Source organism: Pseudomonas sp. C32 (assembly GCF_030417915.1).
Classification (GTDB): domain Bacteria; phylum Pseudomonadota; class Gammaproteobacteria; order Pseudomonadales; family Pseudomonadaceae; genus Aquipseudomonas.
Genome location: NZ_JAUHUK010000023.1, coordinates 26,385 through 46,975, shown reverse-complemented (window position 1 = coordinate 46,975; position 20,591 = coordinate 26,385). Strand labels below are relative to the sequence as shown.

Sequence of the window (20,591 nt, the reverse complement as noted above, 5' to 3'; positions counted from 1 at the left end):
CTGCGCCGAACGACATGCCCGACGCTCAAAAGGCCTTCATCTGAGTATAGGTGCCGCGCCTCACCCATTCAGCAAAGTCGTCGCTCTGGAGGCTGCCTATCCTTGCCGATCAATACTTTTGAGCAACTGTTCGAGGCCCAAACTGTATTCGGCATCGCCGCACAACTCGAGAACGATTCATTCTTCAGGCTGCACGGCAGAAAAACACGTGTGACTGCGCTTACAGCGTTCGCTGGCTATTGCCGATGCCCTTCGCGATATCGATGCCCCAATCCATTGCCGCCTCCATGTCCAGCATGTGCGGCTTGGGATCGTGGTTCTCGTCGATGGCGGTGCCATCCGGCCGATAAACGCCGATGAACATTCCCAGCGAACCGTCTTTCAGTATCTCGGCTTTGACTTTGATGCTGCATCCGTTCGACAGCGTTTCCTTGTGTTCCAGATGGCGCTCGGTCATGGCTGCATTCCTCCTCAGGCTGAATTCAGAACCCTTCTGGCCATGCTAGTTCAGCCTGTTGCAAAGCGCCGATTGGCGAGACCAGAGGCCTTGCCTGACAGCCGCGCAATGCCACCTATACTTCAAGCCACCGCCCCCTGGGGGGTCTGCACGTCCAACAATAAAAAGCAGAGGTGGAACATGGTTTGGCAGCAAATCTACGATCCGTTCAACAGCCCGGTGCTTTCAACCCTCATGGCCGCCGTCCCGGTGGTGGTGATGCTGGCATCGCTGGCGTTTTTCCACGTCAAGGCTCACCTGGCGGCGTTGCTTGCCCTGGGGTCAGCCTTGCTGATTGCGATTTTCGCCTTCGGCATGCCGGCCAACATGGCCGGGTCGGCGGCACTGTACGGTGCGGCCAATGGCTTGCTGCCGATTGGCTGGATTGTGTTGAACATCATTTTCCTGCACCGGCTGACCACCGAGAACGGTTCGTTCAAGGTGCTGCAGGATTCCCTGGCACGCATCACTGACGACCGCCGCCTGCAATTGCTGCTGATCGCCTTCTGCTTCGGCGCCTTTTTTGAAGGAGCGGCGGGTTTCGGCACGCCAGTGGCAGTGACCGGCGCGATATTGATCGGCCTGGGCTTCTCGCCGTTGGCTGCCTCCGGCCTGGCGCTGATCGCCAACACCGCGCCAGTGGCATTCGGCGCCCTGGGTACACCGATCATCACGTTGGCCAAGGTCACCGGGCTGGATGAAATGGAGCTGTCGATGATGGTTGGTCGGCAGTTGCCGTTCTTCTCGGTGCTGGTGCCGTTCTGGCTGATCTGGGCCTTTGCCGGTTGGCGCAAGATGCTGGAGATCTGGCCCGCGATCCTGGTGGCGGGCGTCAGCTTTGCGATTCCGCAGTTCCTCGTGTCCAACTATCACGGGCCGATGCTGGTGGACGTGATTGCCGCGCTGATTTCCATGGCCTGTCTGACGGGTTTCCTGAAAGTCTGGAAACCCGCCACGGTACACACTTCCGCCGCGCTGACCGGGCGACACGACGACTCGAAAATCGATGTGGAGCACGATGAAAAGCCTGTACCCAGTGCAGCCTTCGCCAGTGATGTAAAACCGGCGGTGATGCGTGCCTGGATGCCGTGGATCATCCTCACGATTTTCGTGTTCATCTGGGGCACCCAAGGCTTCAAGAACACCTTCGACACCCGTCCGGCCATTGATCCGCAAACCAGCGCCGCCAAGCTCGACCCGCAGGGCAAGCCGATGCGCGAGGCCAATCCGGTCTTTGCGCCGATCCTGACGTTCACCACCATTCACCAGCAAATCGAAAAAGTCCCACCCGTGGTGCCGACAGCGAAAACCGAGGAAGCGATCTACAAGTTCACCTGGTTCACCGCGACCGGCAGCGGCATCCTGCTGGCGGCGATTGTTGGCGGGTTGCTGATGGGCTACTCCATCCCGCAACTGATTCACCAATACCTGCGAACGCTCTGGGTGGTGCGTTTTTCGCTGATCACCATTGTGGCGATGCTGGCCCTCGGGTTCCTCACCCGCTATTCGGGGCTTGATGCGACGATGGGCCTGGCGTTCGCCGCGACGGGCATTTTCTACCCCATGTTCGGCACCCTGCTCGGCTGGCTCGGCGTGGCCCTGACCGGTTCGGACACCGCTTCAAACGTGCTGTTCGGCGGCTTGCAGCGGGTGACCTCGGAGCAACTGGGGATCAGCCCGGTGTTGATGGCCGCCGCCAACAGTTCCGGCGGGGTCATGGGCAAAATGGTCGACGCCCAGTCGATCGTGGTCGCCTCCACCGCCACCCGCTGGTACGGCCATGAAGGGGAAATCCTGCGCTACGTGTTCTTCCATTCCATCGTGCTGGCGATTCTGGTCGGTGGGCTGGTGACATTGCAGGCCTACGTCGCGCCGTTCAGCCACATGGTGGTGGGCGGTCATTAAGCGGTTCCCGTGCACACCTCTTTCCACGCTCGGGCTTACCGCCCGGGCGTTGGAGTTCTGTTGCAAAACAGATTGAGCAGACAGACCGATCCTGCGGACAAACAACCCATGGACAGTGGACCGTTCCGGGCCAATCATTAACGTCAGTGGCATCCTGCGAGTGTCGTGAACCGATGAACATTCTCTACGATGAACGCGTTGACGGCGCACTGCCGAACGTCGACAAAAACCTGCTGTTACAGGCCCTGCGCACGCAGTGGCCCGACCTTGAAGTCCTGCATCAGAAGGAAGAGCTCAAGCCGTACGAATGCGACGGACTGTCCGCTTACCGCACCACGCCCATGCTGGTGGTGCTGCCACAGGACATTGCCCAGGTTCAGGGCGTGCTGCGTATCTGTCATGAAATGCGTGTGCCGGTGGTTGCTCGGGGCGCCGGCACAGGTCTGTCGGGCGGCGCATTGCCACTGGAAAAAGGCGTGTTGCTGGTGATGGCGCGCTTCAACAACATCCTGCGCATCGATCCCGCCGCCCGCACGGCGCGGGTTCAGCCGGGTGTACGCAACCTGGCGATTTCCCAGGCCGCGGCGCCGTTCGGCTTGTATTACGCGCCGGACCCTTCTTCGCAGATCGCTTGTTCCATCGGCGGCAACGTCGCGGAAAACGCCGGTGGCGTGCATTGCCTGAAGTACGGCCTGACCGTGCACAACGTATTGAAAGTCGACATTCTTACCGTCGAGGGCGAACACCTGAGCCTGGGCTCCAATGCCCTGGATTCGCCGGGGTTTGACCTGCTTGCATTGTTCACTGGCTCCGAGGGCATGCTCGGGGTGATCACCGAAGTCACGGTCAAACTTTTGCCCAAACCGCAGACCGCCAAAGTGCTGCTGGCGGCGTTCGACTCCGTGGAAAAGGCCGGGCGCGCCGTCGGCGATATCATTGCTGCCGGGATCATTCCCGGTGGCCTGGAAATGATGGACAACCTGGCCATTCGTGCCGCCGAAGATTTCATCCACGCCGGTTATCCGGTCGACGCCGAAGCCATTTTGCTGTGTGAACTCGACGGTGTTGAGGCCGACGTCGCGGATGACTGCGACCGAGTGCGCGAGGTGCTGCTTCAGGCCGGCGCGACCGAGTTGCGCCAGGCCAAAGATGAAGCCGAACGCGTGCGGTTCTGGGCCGGGCGCAAAAATGCCTTCCCGGCCGTCGGCCGTCTCTCGCCGGACTATTACTGCATGGACGGCACCATCCCCCGCCGCGAACTGCCAGGCGTTCTGCATGCCATCGCCGAACTGTCGAACGAATATGGCCTGCGCGTGGCCAACGTGTTCCATGCCGGCGACGGCAACATGCACCCCTTGATTCTGTTCGACGCCAACCAACCGGGCGAACTGGAGCGTGCCGAAACCCTCGGCGGCAAAATTCTGGAGTTGTGCGTGAAGGTCGGCGGTAGCATCACCGGTGAGCATGGCGTGGGGCGCGAGAAGATCAATCAGATGTGCGCGCAGTTCAACAGCGACGAGTTGACGGTGTTCCATGCGGTCAAAGCCGCGTTTGATCCGGGCGGCCTGCTCAACCCCGGCAAGAACATTCCGACCCTGCACCGATGCGCCGAGTTTGGTGCCCTGCACGTGCACGGCGGTCAATTGCCCTTCCCTGAGCTGGAGCGTTTCTGATGCGCAGCCCGGACGATTTCGATGACAGCGCCCTGTTGCTCAAGCAGGTCAATCAGGCGTTGGACAACGCCACGCCCTTACGCATCCAGGGTTCCGACAGCAAGGCTTTCCTGGGGCGCACCCTGGCGGGAGAAATCCTCGACACGCGTTCGCACCGGGGCATTGTCAGCTACGACCCGACCGAACTGGTGATCACCGCCCGCTGCGGCACGCTGTTGTCGGAACTGGCTGAGGTGCTGGACGCCGCCCAACAGATGCTGCCCTGCGAACCACCGTCCTTCGGTGAACGCGCGACCGTCGGCGGCATGATTGCCTGCGGACTGTCGGGACCACGGCGGCCGTGGTCCGGCTCAGTGCGCGACTTCGTCCTCGGCACGCGGGTCATCACCGGTCAGGGCAAGCTGTTGCGCTTTGGCGGCGAGGTGATGAAAAACGTCGCCGGCTACGACCTGTCCCGCCTCATGGCCGGCAGTTTCGGCTGCCTGGGGGTGATCACCGAAGTCTCTTTGAAGGTGCTGCCAAAACCTCGGCAGACCTTGAGTATCAGCCTGGACATGGACAGCGAACACGCCCTGCGCCAGTTGGCTGAATGGGGCCAGCAACCGTTGCCGATCAGCGCGGCCTGCCATGATGGCGAACGCTTGCACTTGCGCCTTGAAGGTGGCGAAGGGTCGGTGGCGGCAGCCCATGAGCGTTTGGGCGGTGAGCGGCTGGACGGCATGTATTGGGACGATCTCAACGAACATCGCCTGAGTTTCTTCGATGAGGATCAGCCGCTTTGGCGTCTGTCCGTGCCAAACAACACACCGCGTTTGTCGTTGCCCGGCCGCCAGTTGATCGACTGGGGCGGCGCCCAGCGCTGGTTGAAATCCGATGCCGAAGCGACGTTCATTCGCAAAGTCGTCGAGGAAGTCGGCGGCCATGTCACCTGCTTCAGCCATGGCCTGACCGACACGCCGTTCCAGCCGCTGCCCCGGGCGCTGATGCGCTACCACCGCAGCCTGAAGCAACAACTCGACCCCCAGGGCATATTCAACCCCGGACGCCTGTACGCGGAGCTTTGAACCATGCAGACGACATTGAGTGAACGCGCCCGCGAGCTGCCCCGTGCCGCAGAAGCCGAAAGCATTCTGCGCACCTGCGTGCACTGCGGATTCTGCAATGCCACGTGTCCGACCTATCAATTGCTCGGCGATGAACTGGACGGGCCACGGGGGCGGATTTACCTGATCAAGCAAGTGCTGGAAGGCAACGAGGTCACGCAAAAGACTCAGCAGCATCTTGACCGCTGCCTGTCGTGCCGCAACTGCGAAACCACCTGCCCTTCGGGCGTGGATTACCACAACCTGCTGGACATCGGCCGGGCGGTGGTCGATGCGGCAGTGCCGCGCCCGCTCGGTCAACGCCTGTTGCGTGAGGGTTTGCGCCGGACCGTTCCTCATCCGGAGTTGTTCAAGGGCCTGGTCAACAGTGGTCAGGTATTCCGGGCGCTGCTGCCCGATGCCCTGCAAAGCAAATTGCCGCGCCATGCAACGCCTGCCAAGCCGCGTCCCCGCACCCATCGCGATCGTCAGGTGCTGATGCTCGAAGGTTGCGTACAGCCCAGTCTGTCGCCCAATACCAATGCGGCGGCGGCGCGGGTGCTGGATCGATTGGGGATCAGCGTCATCAGCAGCCGCGAGGCCGGTTGTTGTGGCGCTGTGGATTATCACCTCGACGCCCAGGCCGCCGGTCTCGACCGTGCCCGGCGCAACATCGACGCCTGGTGGCCGAGTATCGAAAAAGGCGCCGAGGCGATTGTGCAAACCGCCAGCGGTTGTGGCGCGTTCATCAAGGATTACGGGCATCTGCTCGCCAGCGACCCGGCCTATGCCGACAAGGCGAAAAAGGTCAGCGCACTGGCCCTGGACCTGGTGGAAGTGCTGCGCAACGAGCCGCTGGAGCAGCTCGGCATCCACGCTTCGCAGCGTTTGGCGTTCCACTGCCCTTGCACCTTGCAGCACGGGCAGAAACTCGGTGGCGCGGTGGAGGCCTTGCTGATGCAACTGGGTTTCAACCTGACCAGCGTTCCCGACGGCCACCTGTGCTGCGGCTCGGCGGGCACCTATTCGCTGACCCAGCCGGCGCTGTCCCGGCAACTGCGCGACAACAAGCTCAACGCCCTGGAAAGCGGCCACCCCGAGGTCATCGTCACGGCCAATATCGGCTGCCAGTCGCACCTCGACGGCGCTGGCCGAACCCCGGTCCGGCACTGGATCGAACTGGTCGAAGCCGCCCTGCCTTAACCGAATCCTGGAGATGTCCATGAACCGTAAAGCCGTCCTCAGCCAGACCGAAGTCAGCCAGATCCTCGCCGCCGCCCGTACCGAAGCGCAAAGCAATCAATGGGCGGTGACCATCGTGGTCGTCGATGACGGCGGTCACCCGCTCGCCCTCGAACGCCTCGACGGCTGCGCCCCGGGCAGCGCCTACATCGCCACCGAAAAGGCGCGCACCTCGGCGTTGGGCCGACGCGAATCCAAGTTTTATGAGGACATGGTCAATGGTGGACGCCACGCATTCCTGTCAGCCCCGTTGCTGACTTCGCTGGAGGGCGGCGTGCCGATCGTTTTCGACGGCCAGGTGATTGGCGCGGTCGGCGTGTCCGGCGTCAAGGCCGAGCAGGATGCGCAGGTGGCGACGGCCGGGGCGCAGTGCCTGAAATGAAGCTCTGACACCACCGTTGATCCCTGTAGGAGCGGGCTTGCCCGCGATGGCGGCGGCACAGGCAATAATACTTTGTCTGACACACCGCTATCGCGAGCAAGCTCGCTCCTACAGGGTTTGTGTTCACCCAGCCGAGAGGAACGCCAACCATGACCCGCCTCACCGCCAAAGACTTCGCCCCCGAACTGCTGGAGCTGTACGACTACTACGCCCACGGCAAGATCAATCGCCGGGAGTTTCTCGATCGTGCGGCGTTGTTCACCCTCGGCGGATTGACCGCCAGCGCCCTGCTCGCGGCGTTGAGCCCCAACTATGCACTGGCCGAGCAAATCGCGTTCACCGACCCGGACATCATTGCCGAATACGTCACCTACCCTTCGCCCAAGGGTCATGGCGAGGTGCGGGCTTATCTGGTGCGCCCGGCCAAGGCCACCGGCAAGGTTCCGGCGGTGGTGGTCGTGCATGAAAACCGCGGGCTCAACCCGTACATCGAAGACGTCGCCCGGCGTGTGGCCAAGGCGGGGTTCATCGCCCTCGCCCCGGATGGCCTGAGTTCGGTCGGCGGCTATCCCGGCAACGACGATAAAGGTCGTGAACTTCAAGCGACGGTCGACCCGGAAAAACTCATGAACGACTTTTTCGCCGCCGTCGAGTGGATGATGAAACACCCGGCCACCACAGGGAAAGTCGGCATCACCGGGTTCTGCTACGGCGGTGGCGTTGCCAACGCAGCTGCGGTGGCCTACCCGGAACTGGGCGCTGCCGTATCGTTCTACGGTCGCCAGCCGACCGCCGAAGAAGTGCCCCGGATCAAGGCCCCGGTGATGCTGCACTACGGCGAGCTGGATACACGCATCAACGAAGGTTGGCCGGCCTATGAGAAGGCGTTGAAGGCCGGGGGCAAGACGTATGAGGCGTTCATCTACCCTGGCTGCAATCATGGGTTTCACAATGATTCCACACCGCGTTATGACGAGGCGGCGGCGAAACTGGCGTGGGAGCGGACGGTAGGATGGTTTAAAAAGTATCTGGTTTGAATCGAAGTTTCAGGTCGGCAGGACCGGCCGGCCTCATCGCCAGCAAGCCGGCTCCTACAGGTGTTCACAAAACCTGTAGGAGCCGGCTTGCTGGCGATGGCGGTTACATTGCCGAAAACTATTTAGGCTGAGCCACAGTCCGCAAATACGGTTTCAGGGTCTTGAACCCGTCCGGATACTTCTTCTTCGCATCCTCGTCAGACACTGACGTCGGAATGATCACATCTTCACCCGGCCGCCAGTTCACCGGCGTCGCCACAGTGTGCTTGGCATTCAGTTGCAGGGAGTCGAGCAACCGCAGCACTTCATCGAAATTGCGCCCGGCACTCATGGGGTAGATCAGCATCGCCTTGACCTTCTTGTCCGGGCCGACAATGAACACCGAACGCACCGTGGCGTTGTCCACCGCCGTGCGCGAGCCGCCGCTGGCGTTGGGATGGATCATGTCGTAGAGCTTGGCCACCACCAGGTTTTCGTCGCCGATGAGTGGATAGTTGACTGCCGTGCCCTGGGTCTCGGCGATATCACCTACCCAGCGGTTATGGTCGCTGACCGGGTCGATGCTCAGCCCGACAACCTTGGTGTTGCGCTTGTCGAACTCCGGTTTGAGTTTGGCCAGGTAACCCAGCTCAGTCGTACAAACCGGGGTGAAATCCTTGGGATGGGAAAACAGAATCGCCCAGCCGTCGCCGATCCATTGATGAAAGTTGATGCTGCCCTCGGTGGTGTCAGCGGTGAAATCCGGTGCTTCGTCGCCAATTCGAATTGCCATGTTCGATCTCCTTGCAGTGATGGACAGGGACGCCATCGGCACCGCATTTGCGATGCAAAGACGTGGACGCGGAACAGTATAGGAGAGCTTTCACGGCCCGTTGGCGACTAGCTCACCAACGCAATCAGCTGCTGACGCTGGGCGTCGGTGAGCATCGGGCCGAAGCCGGCGCCAGCGTTTTCCGCCATGTAGCGCGGGTTGCCGGTACCGGGAATGACACAAGTCACCGCAGAATGGGACAACAGGAATTTGAGCGCCAGTTGCGGCCAACTCTTGACCCCGACCTGCGCGGCCCAACCTGGCAGTGGTTTGCCCTGAAGCCGATCAATCAAGCCGCCACCCCCAAACGGGCGATTGCAAATCACCGCCACGCCTCGGTCGCGACACAGCGGCAGGATGCGTTTTTCGACGCCACGGTCATCCAGCGCATAGTTGATCTGCAAGAAGTCCAGCGGCTCGGCCTTGAGCACCGCTTCCACTTCTTCATAGGCCGAAGCGGTGTAATGCGTGATACCGATATAACGGATGCGCCCCGCTTCCTTCCAGTGGCGCAACGTCGGCAGATGGATTTGCCAGTCCAGCAGGTTATGGATCTGCATGAGGTCGATACGGTCGGTCTGCAACAGGCTGAAGGACTGCTCCATCTGCGCAATGCCTTCCTCGCGACCACGGGTCCACACCTTGGTCGCCAGAAACGCCGGCGAGCGTGGCTCATGGATCGACAACAGCTCACCGGTGGTCTGTTCGGCGCGACCGTACATCGGTGAGCTGTCGATGACCTTGCCGCCCTTCTCGAACAACGCATTGAGCACGACGGCCAGGTTTTTGTAGGCGGGGTCCGAGGGCGCCACATCAAAACCGCGATAGGTGCCCAGGCCGACGATCGGCAATGACTCATTGCTGGAAGGAATGACGCGGGTCTGCATGGTCTTGCCTCCTGTTCCCGTCGGCGGCGCCGATTGTGCACCGACCGGACCGAACGTGAAGACCGCCGAAGCACCGGCAGCCAGCGTGAGAAGTCTTCTACGGGTGTAACCCTCAGAATGGCTCATAAAATGCCCTTCACCAGTCGACCAGGTTTCGACTTGTTGCGCCTGACATTCCGTAATGCTTGCCACATCAGCGTAGCTGCCGCCGACGATTCTTCCCTGTTCGTCATACTTCAGGGCCGCCAACGCATTGAGCCACGCGGGCATCGGTGCCCTCCTTTACCGCCAGCTACACTTTGACAGCACCCCGGAGCCGTCAATGCCACCCACTAACGTTAGCCGAATGTCTCGAAAACTGGTGTTGCTCCTCGTCATCCTTGCCGCGCTGTATCTGGCGCTCTGCCTTCTGTTGTTTGTCTTTCAGCGCTCGCTGATCTACTACCCGCAACCCCGGGCCGCTGAATCGTCAGCAACGCTGCTGACGCTACCGGTCGACGACGCGCAGGTGCTTGTGTCGGTGCGTGCGCATCATGGCCCGAAAGCGCTGATCTATTTCGGTGGCAATGCCGAGGACGTCTCACGCAGCCTGCCGGGGTACGCCGAAGCCTTCCCGGACCATGCCTTGTATTTCATGCATTACCGAGGCTTTGGCGGCAGCAGCGGTTCTCCCTCCGAAGAAGCCATCGCCCGCGATGCCATGGCCTTGTTCGACAAGGTTTACGCCGACCACCCGCAGATCACGGTGGTTGGGCGCAGCCTGGGTTCGGGGGTCGCCGTGCGCCTGGCCAGCGCCCGCCCGGCGACGAAACTGGTACTGGTCACGCCGTACAACAGCCTGGAAGAACTCGCAGTCCGCCAGTTCCGCTGGTTGCCGGTGCATTGGCTGTTGAAGGACAGATTCGAATCCTGGCGCTATGCCGCGCACATCGCCGTGCCGACGAAGCTGATTGCCGCCGAACATGACGAAGTGATTCCCGGCGCCAGCACCCAGCGGCTCTATCGCCATTTCCTCCCCGGTGTGGCGTCGCTGCAGGCGATTCCAGGCGCGGGGCACAACTCGATCAGCGACAGTCCCGAATATTTCAAGGCGTTGGGTGAAGGGTTGGAAACGGCGCATTAGTGTTTGTGGCGAGGGGGCTTGCCCCCGCTGGACGGTTGGAGCGCACGCCTACCCTTCGTCGGACATTGGGTTCCGGCACCAAACAGGCTCACGCCCGCCGTGAACCTTGTCCCAAGACGCCAGTCATATCAGCGTTTTCCCCCACTCCCATCGTTGTCATCTCTTTCGAGTTGTCCGCACCATGCGCCAAACTGTCGTTGCCTTGCGCTTTACTTCACTGTGCCTGTCTGCCTTGCTCCCCGTTCTTGCCAGCCCCGCCCATGCCAATGGGCAAAGGCAGCTGGTGGACGCCATCAACGACTATCGCGCTCACCCCCAGCGCTGCGACCGACGCCCGGCGCAACGCTTGTCGCCCCTGTCACTCAAGCCAAACCTGGCATTGCCCATCGGTTATGGCGGCGGATTGCGCGACCGATTGAAGGCTTCCGGCTATCAAGCGGTGACGGTGCGTTCCATTCGCGTGGTGGGTGCACAGGATGCCGAGGACGCATTCGACCTGCTTCAAGACGAGCACTGCGCAGCGCTGCTCGACAGCCAATACGCCGACATCGGCGTCACCCGTTCCGGGCGTGAATGGCAAGTGGTGCTTGCCAAGCCCGTGCTCGAGGGACAAACCGGCGATGCGCGAAGCGCCGGCAAGGCGTTGCTCGCGCAGGTCAATGCGGCGCGTGCAAAACCGCGCCTTTGCGGTCGTCAGCGCTTCGCCGCTGCCCGGCCCTTGAGCTGGAACCCCGCTCTGGGTGCCGCCGCCCAAGGTCACAGCAAGGCCATGGCCTACGATAACTATTTCGCGCATCAGGACCCCGATGGTGACATGCCCGCAGACCGGGCCAGGGCTGCCGGTTACCGTGGCCGGCAGATCGGTGAAAACATCGCTGCCGGCCAGGGTTCACCGAGCAAGGCGATGGCCGGTTGGCTCGCCAGCCCAGGGCACTGCGCCAACCTGATGAACCCGATGTTCACTCAGGTCGGTGCCGCTTACGCCGCAGACTCGCGCAGCGACAAAGGCGTCTACTGGACCATGCTGTTCGGCGCGCCCTGATCCGACTGAATCGCACGCATGAAAAAGCCCGCATGTCGCGGGCTTTGATAATGAAAGAAAGTAGGTGGCCGGTGCTGGTCTCCGGCTTACAAGGTTTATCAGGACTCCTACAAAAGAGTGATGAAACTGTAAAGATGCTCTTCTGCTTCACACGGCATAAGGGCTGGATCCCAGCGCGGAGATCTTTCTAACCGTGTACCCTTCGGAACGCGCCCCACGTTTCCTTGCTATCCTTTTGCGCATCAGTCTGCGTCTTCACCTACAGGATTCAGATTAGCAAAATCAGCCGGATTGCCAAGGCCGGTTTTAGACCGATTATGTTCTAGAGAAAACGTGGCAGGACGGAAAAATACTATGCGCCCCCCCCTGTGGGAGCGAGCCTGCTCGGGATAGCGTCAGTTCAGCCAACATTGATGTTGGCCGTGGCATTGCAATCGCGAGCAAGCTTGCTCCTACAAAAAGTTTGGTGCCTGTGATTCACGCAGGCCGGCGTACCACCCTCACCTTTCCGCTGCCGCCGCCACCGCAGAAAAACCGCTCGCCACCATCGAATTCCAACCCGGAAACCCCGACTCCTTCCGGCATCTTGAGGCTTTCCAGGACCTCGCCGGTTTTCGCGTCGACGCGGCGCAGTTCGCTCTCGTCGCCTTCCCATGTGCCGTGCCACAGAGCCCCCTCGACGAAGGTGACACCGGTGACAAAGCGGTTGGATTCAATGGTGCGCAGGATCTTGCCGTTTCCGGGGTCGATCTGGTGAATCTTGCGTTCCTGATACTGCCCCACCCACAGCGAGCCTTCGGCCCAGGTCAGTCCCGAATCGCTGCCACCACCGGGGGCGGGAATGGTCGAAAGGATATGTCCGGTCCGGGGATCGATTTTGTGGATGCGATCTTCGTCGATCTGGAACAGGTGCTCGCCATCAAAGGCAGTGCCGGCATGGGCGGCAACGTCAATCGAGCGCAGCACCTTGCCACTGTCCGGGTCCAGCGCATTGATTTTGCTATTGCAGGCAAACCAGACCTTCTCGCCATCCCACGTGACGCCGCACACATGGTCGACTTCGGCAAACGGGCCGTATTCACGAATGATTTCAGCAGTTGCGTGTTTCATCCTGGCATTCCTCAACAAGGGGTTGTGGCGTCGATCCTAGCCACCTGGCAGCGAAACCGGGAGTAACAAGGTCGTCGCGAAACCGGGCACAGGCGGCGTCATCCAGCGCCGCGCTCGACCACGCCCCAGCGATTGCACCTTGCCTTGTTGCGCCAATGCTTCCAGTGCCCGTTGCACTGTGCGCTGGCTGGCATCCAGGGCCAACGCCAGCGCGGAACTCGACCACGGCTCACCGCTGGCAAGGCTGGCAAGCACCGCCGCAAACTTTTCCTCGACGGGTTGGGCCAGCACCATCACCTCCGGGCATGCCTGTGATTGCAGGACAAATCCTCGTGGGGTGGCGGTCACTTCTGCCAGCGGCTTGAGCGCTTTGCGCAGCCTGCCGATTTCCACCCGTAGCCGTGCGCGATGGGATTCGTCGGAGAGTTTCAAACGGAACGCCCGCGCGATAAGTGTCTCTCTTGAAACATCGCCGGGCCACGCTTCAGCCAATGTCCGGGCAAGGATGAACAGCACCGGACGCGTGGCGAGGGAGACCGACATGCCACAGCCGCGCACGCTATATCGGCACGCATCCACCACCAATGCCGTCGAACCGAGCACGACCTCGACCTCCTCCAGCAACACCGGCCGCGCTTCGCCTCGAACAATCAGGCGCGCCGCCGGGGTGTCGAGCAGGCGTGCCGCGTGTTCGATCTCGGCCATCAGCGCCGGGATATTCGCCTGTTCGGCCGCGTGTCGGGCCCGGGTCAGCGCTTCCTTTGCCGCGTTCGATTGCAGCCGCCGAATGGCGATCCCCGCGACGACCAGTTCATGGATCGCACGCAAGGCCGGCGGTAATGGGCCGGGGTCGAGTTCATTGAGTGTTTGCTTTGCTTCGTCGAGCCGGCCGATCAGCAACAAACGACGGATTTGCAGATACCGCGCATGCGCCGCGTTGACCCGGTCACCGTGGGCCTCCAGCGTCACCCGCGCTGCCTCAAGCGCCTTGACCGGCCAGCCGAGTTCCCGCGAAGCCAAGGCGATTTCGGCCTCTGCCACCACGCACCGCGCGCGGGACAACACCTCCTTCGGGGCGAAGGCCCGGTGCGCACTTTTCACCAGTGCCCTGGCCCGCTCCAGATCACCCAGTTGCGCCATGGCAATACCGCGCAAGGCCAGCGCCGGAGCGTCATTGCGCAAAGCAACGCGGTCCAGCGCGCCGAGCGGGTCACCCGCCGCCAACGCCAGCGCTGCTGCCGTGATCATCGAGTCCATCGTAATCCCGCCACGCTTGTCACTCCCGCACCTGGATACTCCGGTTTAGTCTAAATCACGACTATCCACCAGGTGCGTACAAGATGAAGGGAGACCTGAGCGGTTTTACCACGGCAACTGGCAGCCAATCCGTTTCTCACGCCGGAGGAATCGTCGCCAGCGCACCAATCAAAATGGTCAATATCAGAAAACCGCCCAGAAAAATCGTCATCTTCGCCATACAACCTCCCATACCGTGAATGGGATTTATTGTGGGCCGATGACTGCACCCGTTACAGATGCAGATTGCGCGGAAAAATACGGATCAGCGCTGGCTGCGCTCGATGTCGATTATTGCGACGGCAGACCTTTTGCGCGAAAGGATTTGGTGGGCGATATCGATAAACGGCGTGAGGATCAAGCCGCGAAGCGTCAGGTAACGCTCGACATCCTGGTCACCCGTACCGAATTGAAGCGTCTCCGGCTTCGATTGCGTGACATAGAGCGTGCCGAACATCCAGTCCCAGAGTGACAGGTTGATGCCGAAGTTCTTGTTGAAGTGCCGGAGCGCATTGCTGTGGTGGATCTGATGTTGCGCAGGGCTGCTCACCACGCGCTCGATCAACGGACCAAACGAAAACCAGACGTGGCTGTGGCGCAGGTTAGCCCCCAGTCCATTAAAGATGAAAACCATGTAGGTCACGCCAAACAGCGTATAGCGGCTGATCTCCCCACCACAGGCGTACCAGAACAGTCCGGCGTAGGCGCCAATGCAAATCGTATCGCTGAGTTTTTCTACCACTTCTTCGAGAAAATGCGTTCGGCTGGCGGTGGCCGGCACCAGCACAGGCGCCGAATGATGGACTTTATGGAACGCCCACAGATAGCGGGAATGAAAGGCACGATGGCCCCAGTAATGGCTGAAATCCTTCACCAGAAACACGCCAAGCCCAAACAGCAGGGACAACGTGAGATTGTCCCCCACTTGCGTACGCGCCCCCCACAACCGGGTGAAAAATGCGCTGTAGTCCGCAGAACGCAGGACGTACGGATCGACCAGGCCGACGATGGGCAGCACCAGGGCAACCTTGAGGACGGCGAGGACGAAGTAGTAGCGATAGTCCAGCAGGGCCGACCGGTGCAGATAGACCCGGCCGCCGCCGATGAACTGCCAGAATGAGCGCGCGTCGGTCAGCCCGCGTGCGCTCCTGAAGCGGAACAGACACCAGGCGACACTGTAAGACGACAGTAGAAACGCCAGGCACAGGCGACCGTTCACATCAAAGAGCCCAAAAAACTGCTCGGTGACCGGCTCAACCAGGTAGTGATGTAACGCGGCGAGAACATCCATACCCGGCTGCCCAGCGAAAATGGTGGCGCATTGTAAATGAGAATGAGTCTTCAGTGTATATCCTGATCTCAGTCTTCACCCGCCAAGCGCAATGATCGCGACGATCAGCACCCCGCCCGTCACCGCCATCACCGCACCGCCCTGCCATGGTTTTGCACCGGCATACTTGGCGAGCATCCAGCCGGCGATGAACAGCACCAACAGCCCGATCAGGTTGGACAGGCGTATGGCAAGGGCTGTCTGGTCAAGCAGGATGAACGGCACCACCAGCGGAAACGTCGAGCCGGCGACCAACAGAAAAACCCCAAGTGCGCCTTTGAAATCATCCCAGCCGAGGCTCGCCTGCTCGGGCAGCGAAGGCTGTTCAAGCAGGCGGCTGCGCAACAATTCCAGGCCTTCCGTGCCGGCCGCCGCCGCGAGATGAAGCGGCAGCACTTGTGCAACCAGTGCCTGACCGTCCGCCGAATCCGCACCGTTACGCAAGCTGACGTACAAATTGATCCTGCGCGTGCGCTCGACCAATGTCCGCAGCAGATACATCACCGCATCCGCCAACCCCCAGGCCAGATTGCAACCGAGCGCGGCGATCATCATCGTGCGTTCTGCCGATTGATCTGCGGTTGCCACGCTGATGGTTCCCGTAAAAGTCATGGCCATCAACAGGCCGAAAATCACTTCGGTAATGCGCTCCACGGGATCGAGTACCCGTGCCCTTTTTTGTTCTGATTGACTTTGCATGCGTCTTCGCCTTGAAGGTTTGTTTCCAACCATTTACTCGCAGTTTTTAGCCGTTGCAGGGCCCATGAGTGGCGTGTATCGTCCCGGCCCGCTCAAGTGTAGTTTGAGCGGCTACACTCAGCCGAGCACATCTGCTGATTCAAAGGGGGCCAATTCATGCTTGATTACTTTGCACTGGGTCTGTTGATTTTTGTCGGGCTTGTTCTGTTCTACGGAATCATCGTCCTTCACGACATTCCTTATGAAATTTCCGTACACCGCAACCACCCCCATCAAGACGCGATCCATGCCACTGGCTGGGTCAGCTTGTTCACCCTGCACGCATTGTGGCCATTTTTATGGATATGGGCGATGGCTTACAGGGAAGATCGGGGCTGGGGCTTCGGCGACGGCGGAACACCGAAAAGTCATGTGATTCACCTCGAACAACAAGTCGCGGAACTGCAAGGTCGCGTCCAGCGCCTCGAAGCGGCGACGGGCACGACGCACTCCGCATTGCCGACGGACAATAAAGGCGAGGGCATCTAAGCCATGGATCTCTTACTTATCCTGACGTATGCAGCCCTCTGCGTTGCAATCTTCAAAATCTTCCGCATTCCCTTGAACAAGTGGACGGTCCCCACGGCGGTACTGGGCGGGATCGTGATTATCGGCGCGCTGATTTTCACGATGAACTACAACCACCCCTACTCCGAGGTGGCCCGTTCATATTTCGTGTCGGTCCCAGTGATTCCCGTGGTCAGTGGCCAGGTGATCGACGTGCCGGTCAAGACCAACGAGTCGCTGGAAAAAGGCGATATTCTGTTTCGCCTGGACCCTGCGCCGTTTGAATACCGGGTGAAATCCCTCAAGGCGCAACTGATTGCCGCGCAGGCCGACCGTGCCCGGATCAGCGAACTGATCAAGCGTAACTTCGCCACTCAACGCGAACTGGATACCGTCGTCGCTCGAAGCGATGACCTGAAGGCACAGCTGGACAACGCGCAGTACGAACTCGAGAACACCACGGTCCGTGCACCGAGCAAAGGTTTTGTCACTCACGTTTCGCTGCGTCCGGGCATGATGGCGACCCGATTGCCGCTGCGCCCTTCCATGGTGTTCATTCCTGACGAGGGGCATTACTTCTCGGCGTGGATGCGCCAGAACAGCCTGCTGCGCCTGACCGAAGGCGACGAAGCCGAAGTCGCGTTCGACGGCATTCCCGGCAAGGTGTTCGAAGGCAGGGTCAAAAGTGTCATTTCCGTGATCGCTGAAGGCCAGGTCCAGCCTTCGGGCACGCTCATCGGCTTCACCGGTTCACCACCCGCGGGCCGCGTGCCGGTGATCATTGAAATCACCGACCCCGATTACGCCCAGTACGCTCAACAGATGCCAGGTGGCGCTTACGGACAGGCCGCCGTCTACAGCCAGCATTTTCACCATATCGCCATGATGCGCAAGATCCTGTTGCGCATGGCAGCGTGGATGAACTACATCTTCCCGTTCCATTGATTCAAGGGGACATGGCGTAGCTTGACGACCCGGTCGTCAGGCTACGCCAATCTCCACGACACCCTCATTCAAACGCACGGGCCAGACGCGCAGCTGCTGTTGCGGGTCTTCCAGGCAGCAACCGTCTTCCAGGCGAAAGTGCTGTTTGTAGATCGGCGCGGCAACCACCAAATCCCCCTTGATACTGCCGACCAGGCCACGACCAATCACATTCGCCCCCGATTTCGGGTCGTGATTGTCGATGGCGTAGAGCGTCTGGCCTTCGACCGTGGGCAGATAGAACAGCGCCACTTGCGCGCCGTCATGCCACACCACGACGCCGGAGTTGTTCACCAGGTCTTGCTCATTGCAGACGGATTGCCAGGCCCCGGACTGCAGGGACTCGGCGCGCTGGGTATTGAATGGGCTCATCAGGCAATCTCCTCGGTGACAGGGATAAGGTTGAGTTCAGCGGCCATGATCGGACGACGCTGACCGCGCTCCTGGACAAAGTGGATGTCCGGGTCCGGGCGCTTGTCGTTGACGAAGGTGCGGAAGCGCTTGAGTTTTTCCGGGTCCTTGAGGGCGTTGGCCCACTCGCATTCATAGCGATCGACCACCAGCTGCATCTGCGATTCGAGTTCGGCACCGAGCCCGAGGCTGTCGTGAATGATCACGTCCTTGAGGTAGTCCAGGCCCCCTTCCAGGCTTTCGCGCCAGACCGAGGTGCGCTGCAATTTGTCGGCGGTGCGGATGTAGAACATCAGGAAGCGGTCGATGTAGCGGATCAGGGTTTCATCATCAAGGTCGGTGGCGAACAGCTCGGCATGACGCGGGCGCATGCCGCCGTTACCGGCGATGTAGAGGTTCCAGCCCTTCTCGGTGGCTATCACGCCCACGTCCTTGCTCTGCGCCTCGGCGCACTCGCGGGTGCAACCGGACACGGCGAACTTGAGCTTGTGCGGCGAGCGCAAACCCTTGTAGCGGTCCTCAATGGTCAGGGCCATTTGCACACTGTCCTGCACGCCGTAACGGCACCAGGTGCTGCCCACGCAAGACTTCACGGTGCGGGTCGATTTGCCGTAGGCGTGGCCGGTTTCGAAACCCGCCTCAATCAACTCGCCCCAGATCTCCGGCAACTGATGCAGTTGCGCGCCGAACAGGTCGATGCGCTGGCCGCCGGTGATCTTGGTGTAGAGGTCGTACTTTTTCGCCACCACACCGATGGCGATCAGTTTGTCGGCAGTGATCTCGCCCCCCGGAATCCGCGGCACGACCGAGTAGGTGCCGTTTTTCTGCATGTTGGCCATGAACGTATCGTTGGTGTCCTGCAACGGCACCAGCGAGGTGTCCATGATCGGCTGGTTCCAGCACGAGGCGAGAATCGAGCCCACTGCCGGTTTGCACACATCACAACCGGTGTGGCCGCGACCGTGTTTGGCCAGCAGTTCTTCGAAGGTGATCACCCCTTCCACACGCACCAGCGCATAGAGTTCCTGACGGGTGTAGGCGAAGTGTTCGCACAGGCTTTTATCGACGCTGACACCACGGGCAATCAGCTCGTGTTCGAACACTTGCTTGAGCAATCCGGCACAACCACCGCAACCGGTACAGGCCTTGGTCTGCGTCTTGAGCAAGCCAAGGTCGCTGCAACCACCGTCGATGGCCGAGCAGATCGCGCCCTTGGTGACGTTGTGGCACGAGCATACGGTGGCCGATTCCGGCAGTGCGCCCGGGCCCAGGGTCGGGGCACCGGTCGACGACGGCAGGATCAGGCTGGCCGGTTCCGCCGGCAAGGCGATGCCGTTCTGCATGTATTGCAGCAAGGTGTCGTAGTAACTGTTGTCGCCGACCAACACGGCGCCGAGCACGCGTTTGCCCGACTCGTCGACCACCAGGCGCCGGTAGCTCGCCGTGGCTTCATCGATGAACTGATAGCTGCGGGCGCCCGGTGTATTGCCGTGGGCGTCGCCGATGGAACCGACATCAACACCGAGCAGTTTCAGCTTGGTCGACATGTCGGCGCCGGTGAACGGCTCGGCGTCCTGCTGGCACAAACGGGTCGCAACGCTGCGGGCCATTTGATAACCCGGCGCGACCAGACCGAACAGGCTGCCGTTCCACGAAGCGCATTCGCCGATGGCGTAGATGTCGGGGTCGCTGCTCACGCAGTTATCGTCGATCACCACACCGCCACGCGGGCCGATTTCCAGTGCACATTGACGGCCCAGCGCATCCTGCGCACGGATCCCGGCGGAGAACACGATCAGGTCGGCTTCAAGAAATTCGTCATTGCCGAAATTCATCCGGTAGCGATATTGCTCACCCGCGCTGATCGACTGCGTGCCGCGTGCCAGATGCACGCCAACGCCGAGTCGTTCGATTTGCGCCTTGAGCGCACGACCGCCGTATTCGTCCAGTTGCACCGGCATCAAACGCGGGGCGAATTCCACCACGTGAGCTTCCAACCCCAGGCTTTTCAGCGCGTTGGCCGCTTCCAGGCCAAGCAACCCGCCGCCGACCACCACGCCGCGCCGGGCATTGGCCGCCGCCGCACGAATCCCGTCGAGGTCTTCGAGGGTGCGATACACCAGCCGCGAGTCGCCCTCGGCGCCTTCAATCGGCGGTACAAACGGATAGGACCCGGTGGCCAGCACCAGTTTGTCGTAAGCGACACTGCCTTGGGCGGTGATGACTTCGTGACGTTCGCGGTCGATCTCCAGCACCGGCACACCCAGGTGCAGCGTGACGCCCGGCATCTGGTACAACGAAGCCTCGCCCAGTGCCAACGACTCGGCATCGCGACCGGTGAAGTACTCGGAAAGGTGCACACGGTCATAGGCGCGCATCGGCTCTTCGCTGAAAACGTGCAGCCGATAATGGTCAAGGGCACCGCGCTCGATCAGTTGCTCGACGCAATGATGTCCGACCATGCCATTGCCGATCACGACCAGCGTTTGCAGTTTGTTCAAAGTGGCAACATTGGAATTCATAAGAAGCACCCGG

General features: G+C 60.9%; 19 protein-coding genes. 10 read left to right on the top strand and 9 right to left on the bottom strand.

Going from position 1 to position 20,591, the window contains the following annotated elements; genetic code table 11:
* Positions 1-220: 220 nt before the first annotated feature.
* The gene (locus QYH43_RS22825; protein WP_046818795.1) at positions 221-457 is read right to left on the bottom strand and encodes a hypothetical protein; all 237 of its coding nucleotides are present in this window, start codon (positions 455-457) and stop codon (positions 221-223) included.
* A gap of 180 nt (positions 458-637) precedes the next feature.
* Between QYH43_RS22825 and QYH43_RS22820 the strand changes: the two genes are divergently transcribed.
* The 6 genes from QYH43_RS22820 to yghX all read left to right on the top strand — a co-directional run bounded on the left by QYH43_RS22820 (position 638) and on the right by yghX (position 7,817).
* Positions 638-2,401 (top strand): L-lactate permease, encoded by a 1,764-nt coding sequence (locus QYH43_RS22820; protein ID WP_095058491.1) that lies wholly within the window; start codon positions 638-640, stop codon positions 2,399-2,401.
* Positions 2,402-2,574: 173 nt separating this feature from the next.
* On the top strand, positions 2,575-4,074 hold the full coding sequence (glcD, locus tag QYH43_RS22815) for a glycolate oxidase subunit GlcD (RefSeq protein ID WP_301158188.1): 1,500 nt from the start codon (positions 2,575-2,577) through the stop codon (positions 4,072-4,074).
* On the top strand, positions 4,074-5,138 hold the full coding sequence (glcE, locus tag QYH43_RS22810; protein ID WP_095058489.1) for a glycolate oxidase subunit GlcE: 1,065 nt from the start codon (positions 4,074-4,076) through the stop codon (positions 5,136-5,138). Before glcD ends, glcE begins: the two co-directional genes overlap by 1 nt.
* 3 nt (positions 5,139-5,141) lie before the next feature.
* A complete protein-coding gene (gene glcF / locus QYH43_RS22805) occupies positions 5,142-6,359 on the top strand; it encodes a glycolate oxidase subunit GlcF (RefSeq protein WP_301158187.1) in 1,218 nt (405 codons plus the stop codon).
* A 19-nt stretch (positions 6,360-6,378) separates the two neighbouring features.
* Positions 6,379-6,780: a heme-binding protein gene (locus QYH43_RS22800; RefSeq protein WP_301158186.1), complete on the top strand. Its 402-nt coding sequence runs from the start codon at positions 6,379-6,381 to the stop codon at positions 6,778-6,780.
* A gap of 149 nt (positions 6,781-6,929) precedes the next feature.
* Positions 6,930-7,817, top strand: coding sequence for a YghX family hydrolase (gene yghX / locus QYH43_RS22795; RefSeq protein WP_301158185.1), 888 nt, complete (start codon positions 6,930-6,932; stop codon positions 7,815-7,817).
* A 118-nt stretch (positions 7,818-7,935) separates the two neighbouring features.
* Here the strand turns inward: yghX and QYH43_RS22790 are convergent, their stop codons facing one another.
* Positions 7,936-8,589, bottom strand: coding sequence for a peroxiredoxin (locus tag QYH43_RS22790; RefSeq protein WP_301158184.1), 654 nt, complete (start codon positions 8,587-8,589; stop codon positions 7,936-7,938).
* Positions 8,590-8,696: 107 nt separating this feature from the next.
* On the bottom strand, positions 8,697-9,641 hold the full coding sequence (locus QYH43_RS22785) for an aldo/keto reductase (protein ID WP_301158195.1): 945 nt from the start codon (positions 9,639-9,641) through the stop codon (positions 8,697-8,699).
* A gap of 196 nt (positions 9,642-9,837) precedes the next feature.
* Between QYH43_RS22785 and QYH43_RS22780 the strand changes: the two genes are divergently transcribed.
* The gene (locus tag QYH43_RS22780; RefSeq protein WP_301158183.1) at positions 9,838-10,638 is read left to right on the top strand and encodes an alpha/beta hydrolase; all 801 of its coding nucleotides are present in this window, start codon (positions 9,838-9,840) and stop codon (positions 10,636-10,638) included.
* A 181-nt stretch (positions 10,639-10,819) separates the two neighbouring features.
* Positions 10,820-11,680, top strand: coding sequence for a CAP domain-containing protein (locus QYH43_RS22775; RefSeq protein WP_095151535.1), 861 nt, complete (start codon positions 10,820-10,822; stop codon positions 11,678-11,680).
* Between the two features lie 477 nt (positions 11,681-12,157).
* On the opposite strand, the gene QYH43_RS22770 is transcribed toward QYH43_RS22775, so the two are convergent.
* From QYH43_RS22770 to QYH43_RS22755, 4 genes are all read right to left on the bottom strand, one after another.
* Positions 12,158-12,790 carry a PQQ-binding-like beta-propeller repeat protein gene (locus QYH43_RS22770; RefSeq protein ID WP_301158182.1) on the bottom strand — a complete coding sequence of 211 codons (633 nt, stop codon included), beginning with the start codon at positions 12,788-12,790 and terminating at the stop codon, positions 12,158-12,160.
* Positions 12,791-12,826: 36 nt separating this feature from the next.
* On the bottom strand, positions 12,827-14,047 hold the full coding sequence (locus QYH43_RS22765; RefSeq protein WP_301158181.1) for a helix-turn-helix domain-containing protein: 1,221 nt from the start codon (positions 14,045-14,047) through the stop codon (positions 12,827-12,829).
* Positions 14,048-14,351: 304 nt separating this feature from the next.
* Positions 14,352-15,377 (bottom strand): sterol desaturase family protein, encoded by a 1,026-nt coding sequence (locus tag QYH43_RS22760; RefSeq protein ID WP_301158180.1) that lies wholly within the window; start codon positions 15,375-15,377, stop codon positions 14,352-14,354.
* A 75-nt stretch (positions 15,378-15,452) separates the two neighbouring features.
* Positions 15,453-16,115: a hypothetical protein gene (locus QYH43_RS22755; RefSeq protein WP_301158179.1), complete on the bottom strand. Its 663-nt coding sequence runs from the start codon at positions 16,113-16,115 to the stop codon at positions 15,453-15,455.
* A gap of 156 nt (positions 16,116-16,271) precedes the next feature.
* On the opposite strand from QYH43_RS22755, the gene QYH43_RS22750 reads away from it, so the two are divergent.
* On the top strand, positions 16,272-16,643 hold the full coding sequence (locus tag QYH43_RS22750; protein ID WP_095058478.1) for a DUF3302 domain-containing protein: 372 nt from the start codon (positions 16,272-16,274) through the stop codon (positions 16,641-16,643).
* A gap of 3 nt (positions 16,644-16,646) precedes the next feature.
* Positions 16,647-17,606: an HlyD family secretion protein gene (locus QYH43_RS22745; RefSeq protein WP_301158178.1), complete on the top strand. Its 960-nt coding sequence runs from the start codon at positions 16,647-16,649 to the stop codon at positions 17,604-17,606.
* A gap of 36 nt (positions 17,607-17,642) precedes the next feature.
* Here the strand turns inward: QYH43_RS22745 and nirD are convergent, their stop codons facing one another.
* Entirely contained in the window at positions 17,643-18,017 is a 375-nt protein-coding gene (nirD, locus tag QYH43_RS22740; RefSeq protein ID WP_301158177.1) for a nitrite reductase small subunit NirD, read from the bottom strand.
* On the bottom strand, positions 18,017-20,578 hold the full coding sequence (gene nirB / locus QYH43_RS22735; RefSeq protein WP_095151540.1) for a nitrite reductase large subunit NirB: 2,562 nt from the start codon (positions 20,576-20,578) through the stop codon (positions 18,017-18,019). Before nirB ends, nirD begins: the two co-directional genes overlap by 1 nt.
* Between the last annotated feature and the right edge of the window lie 13 nt (positions 20,579-20,591).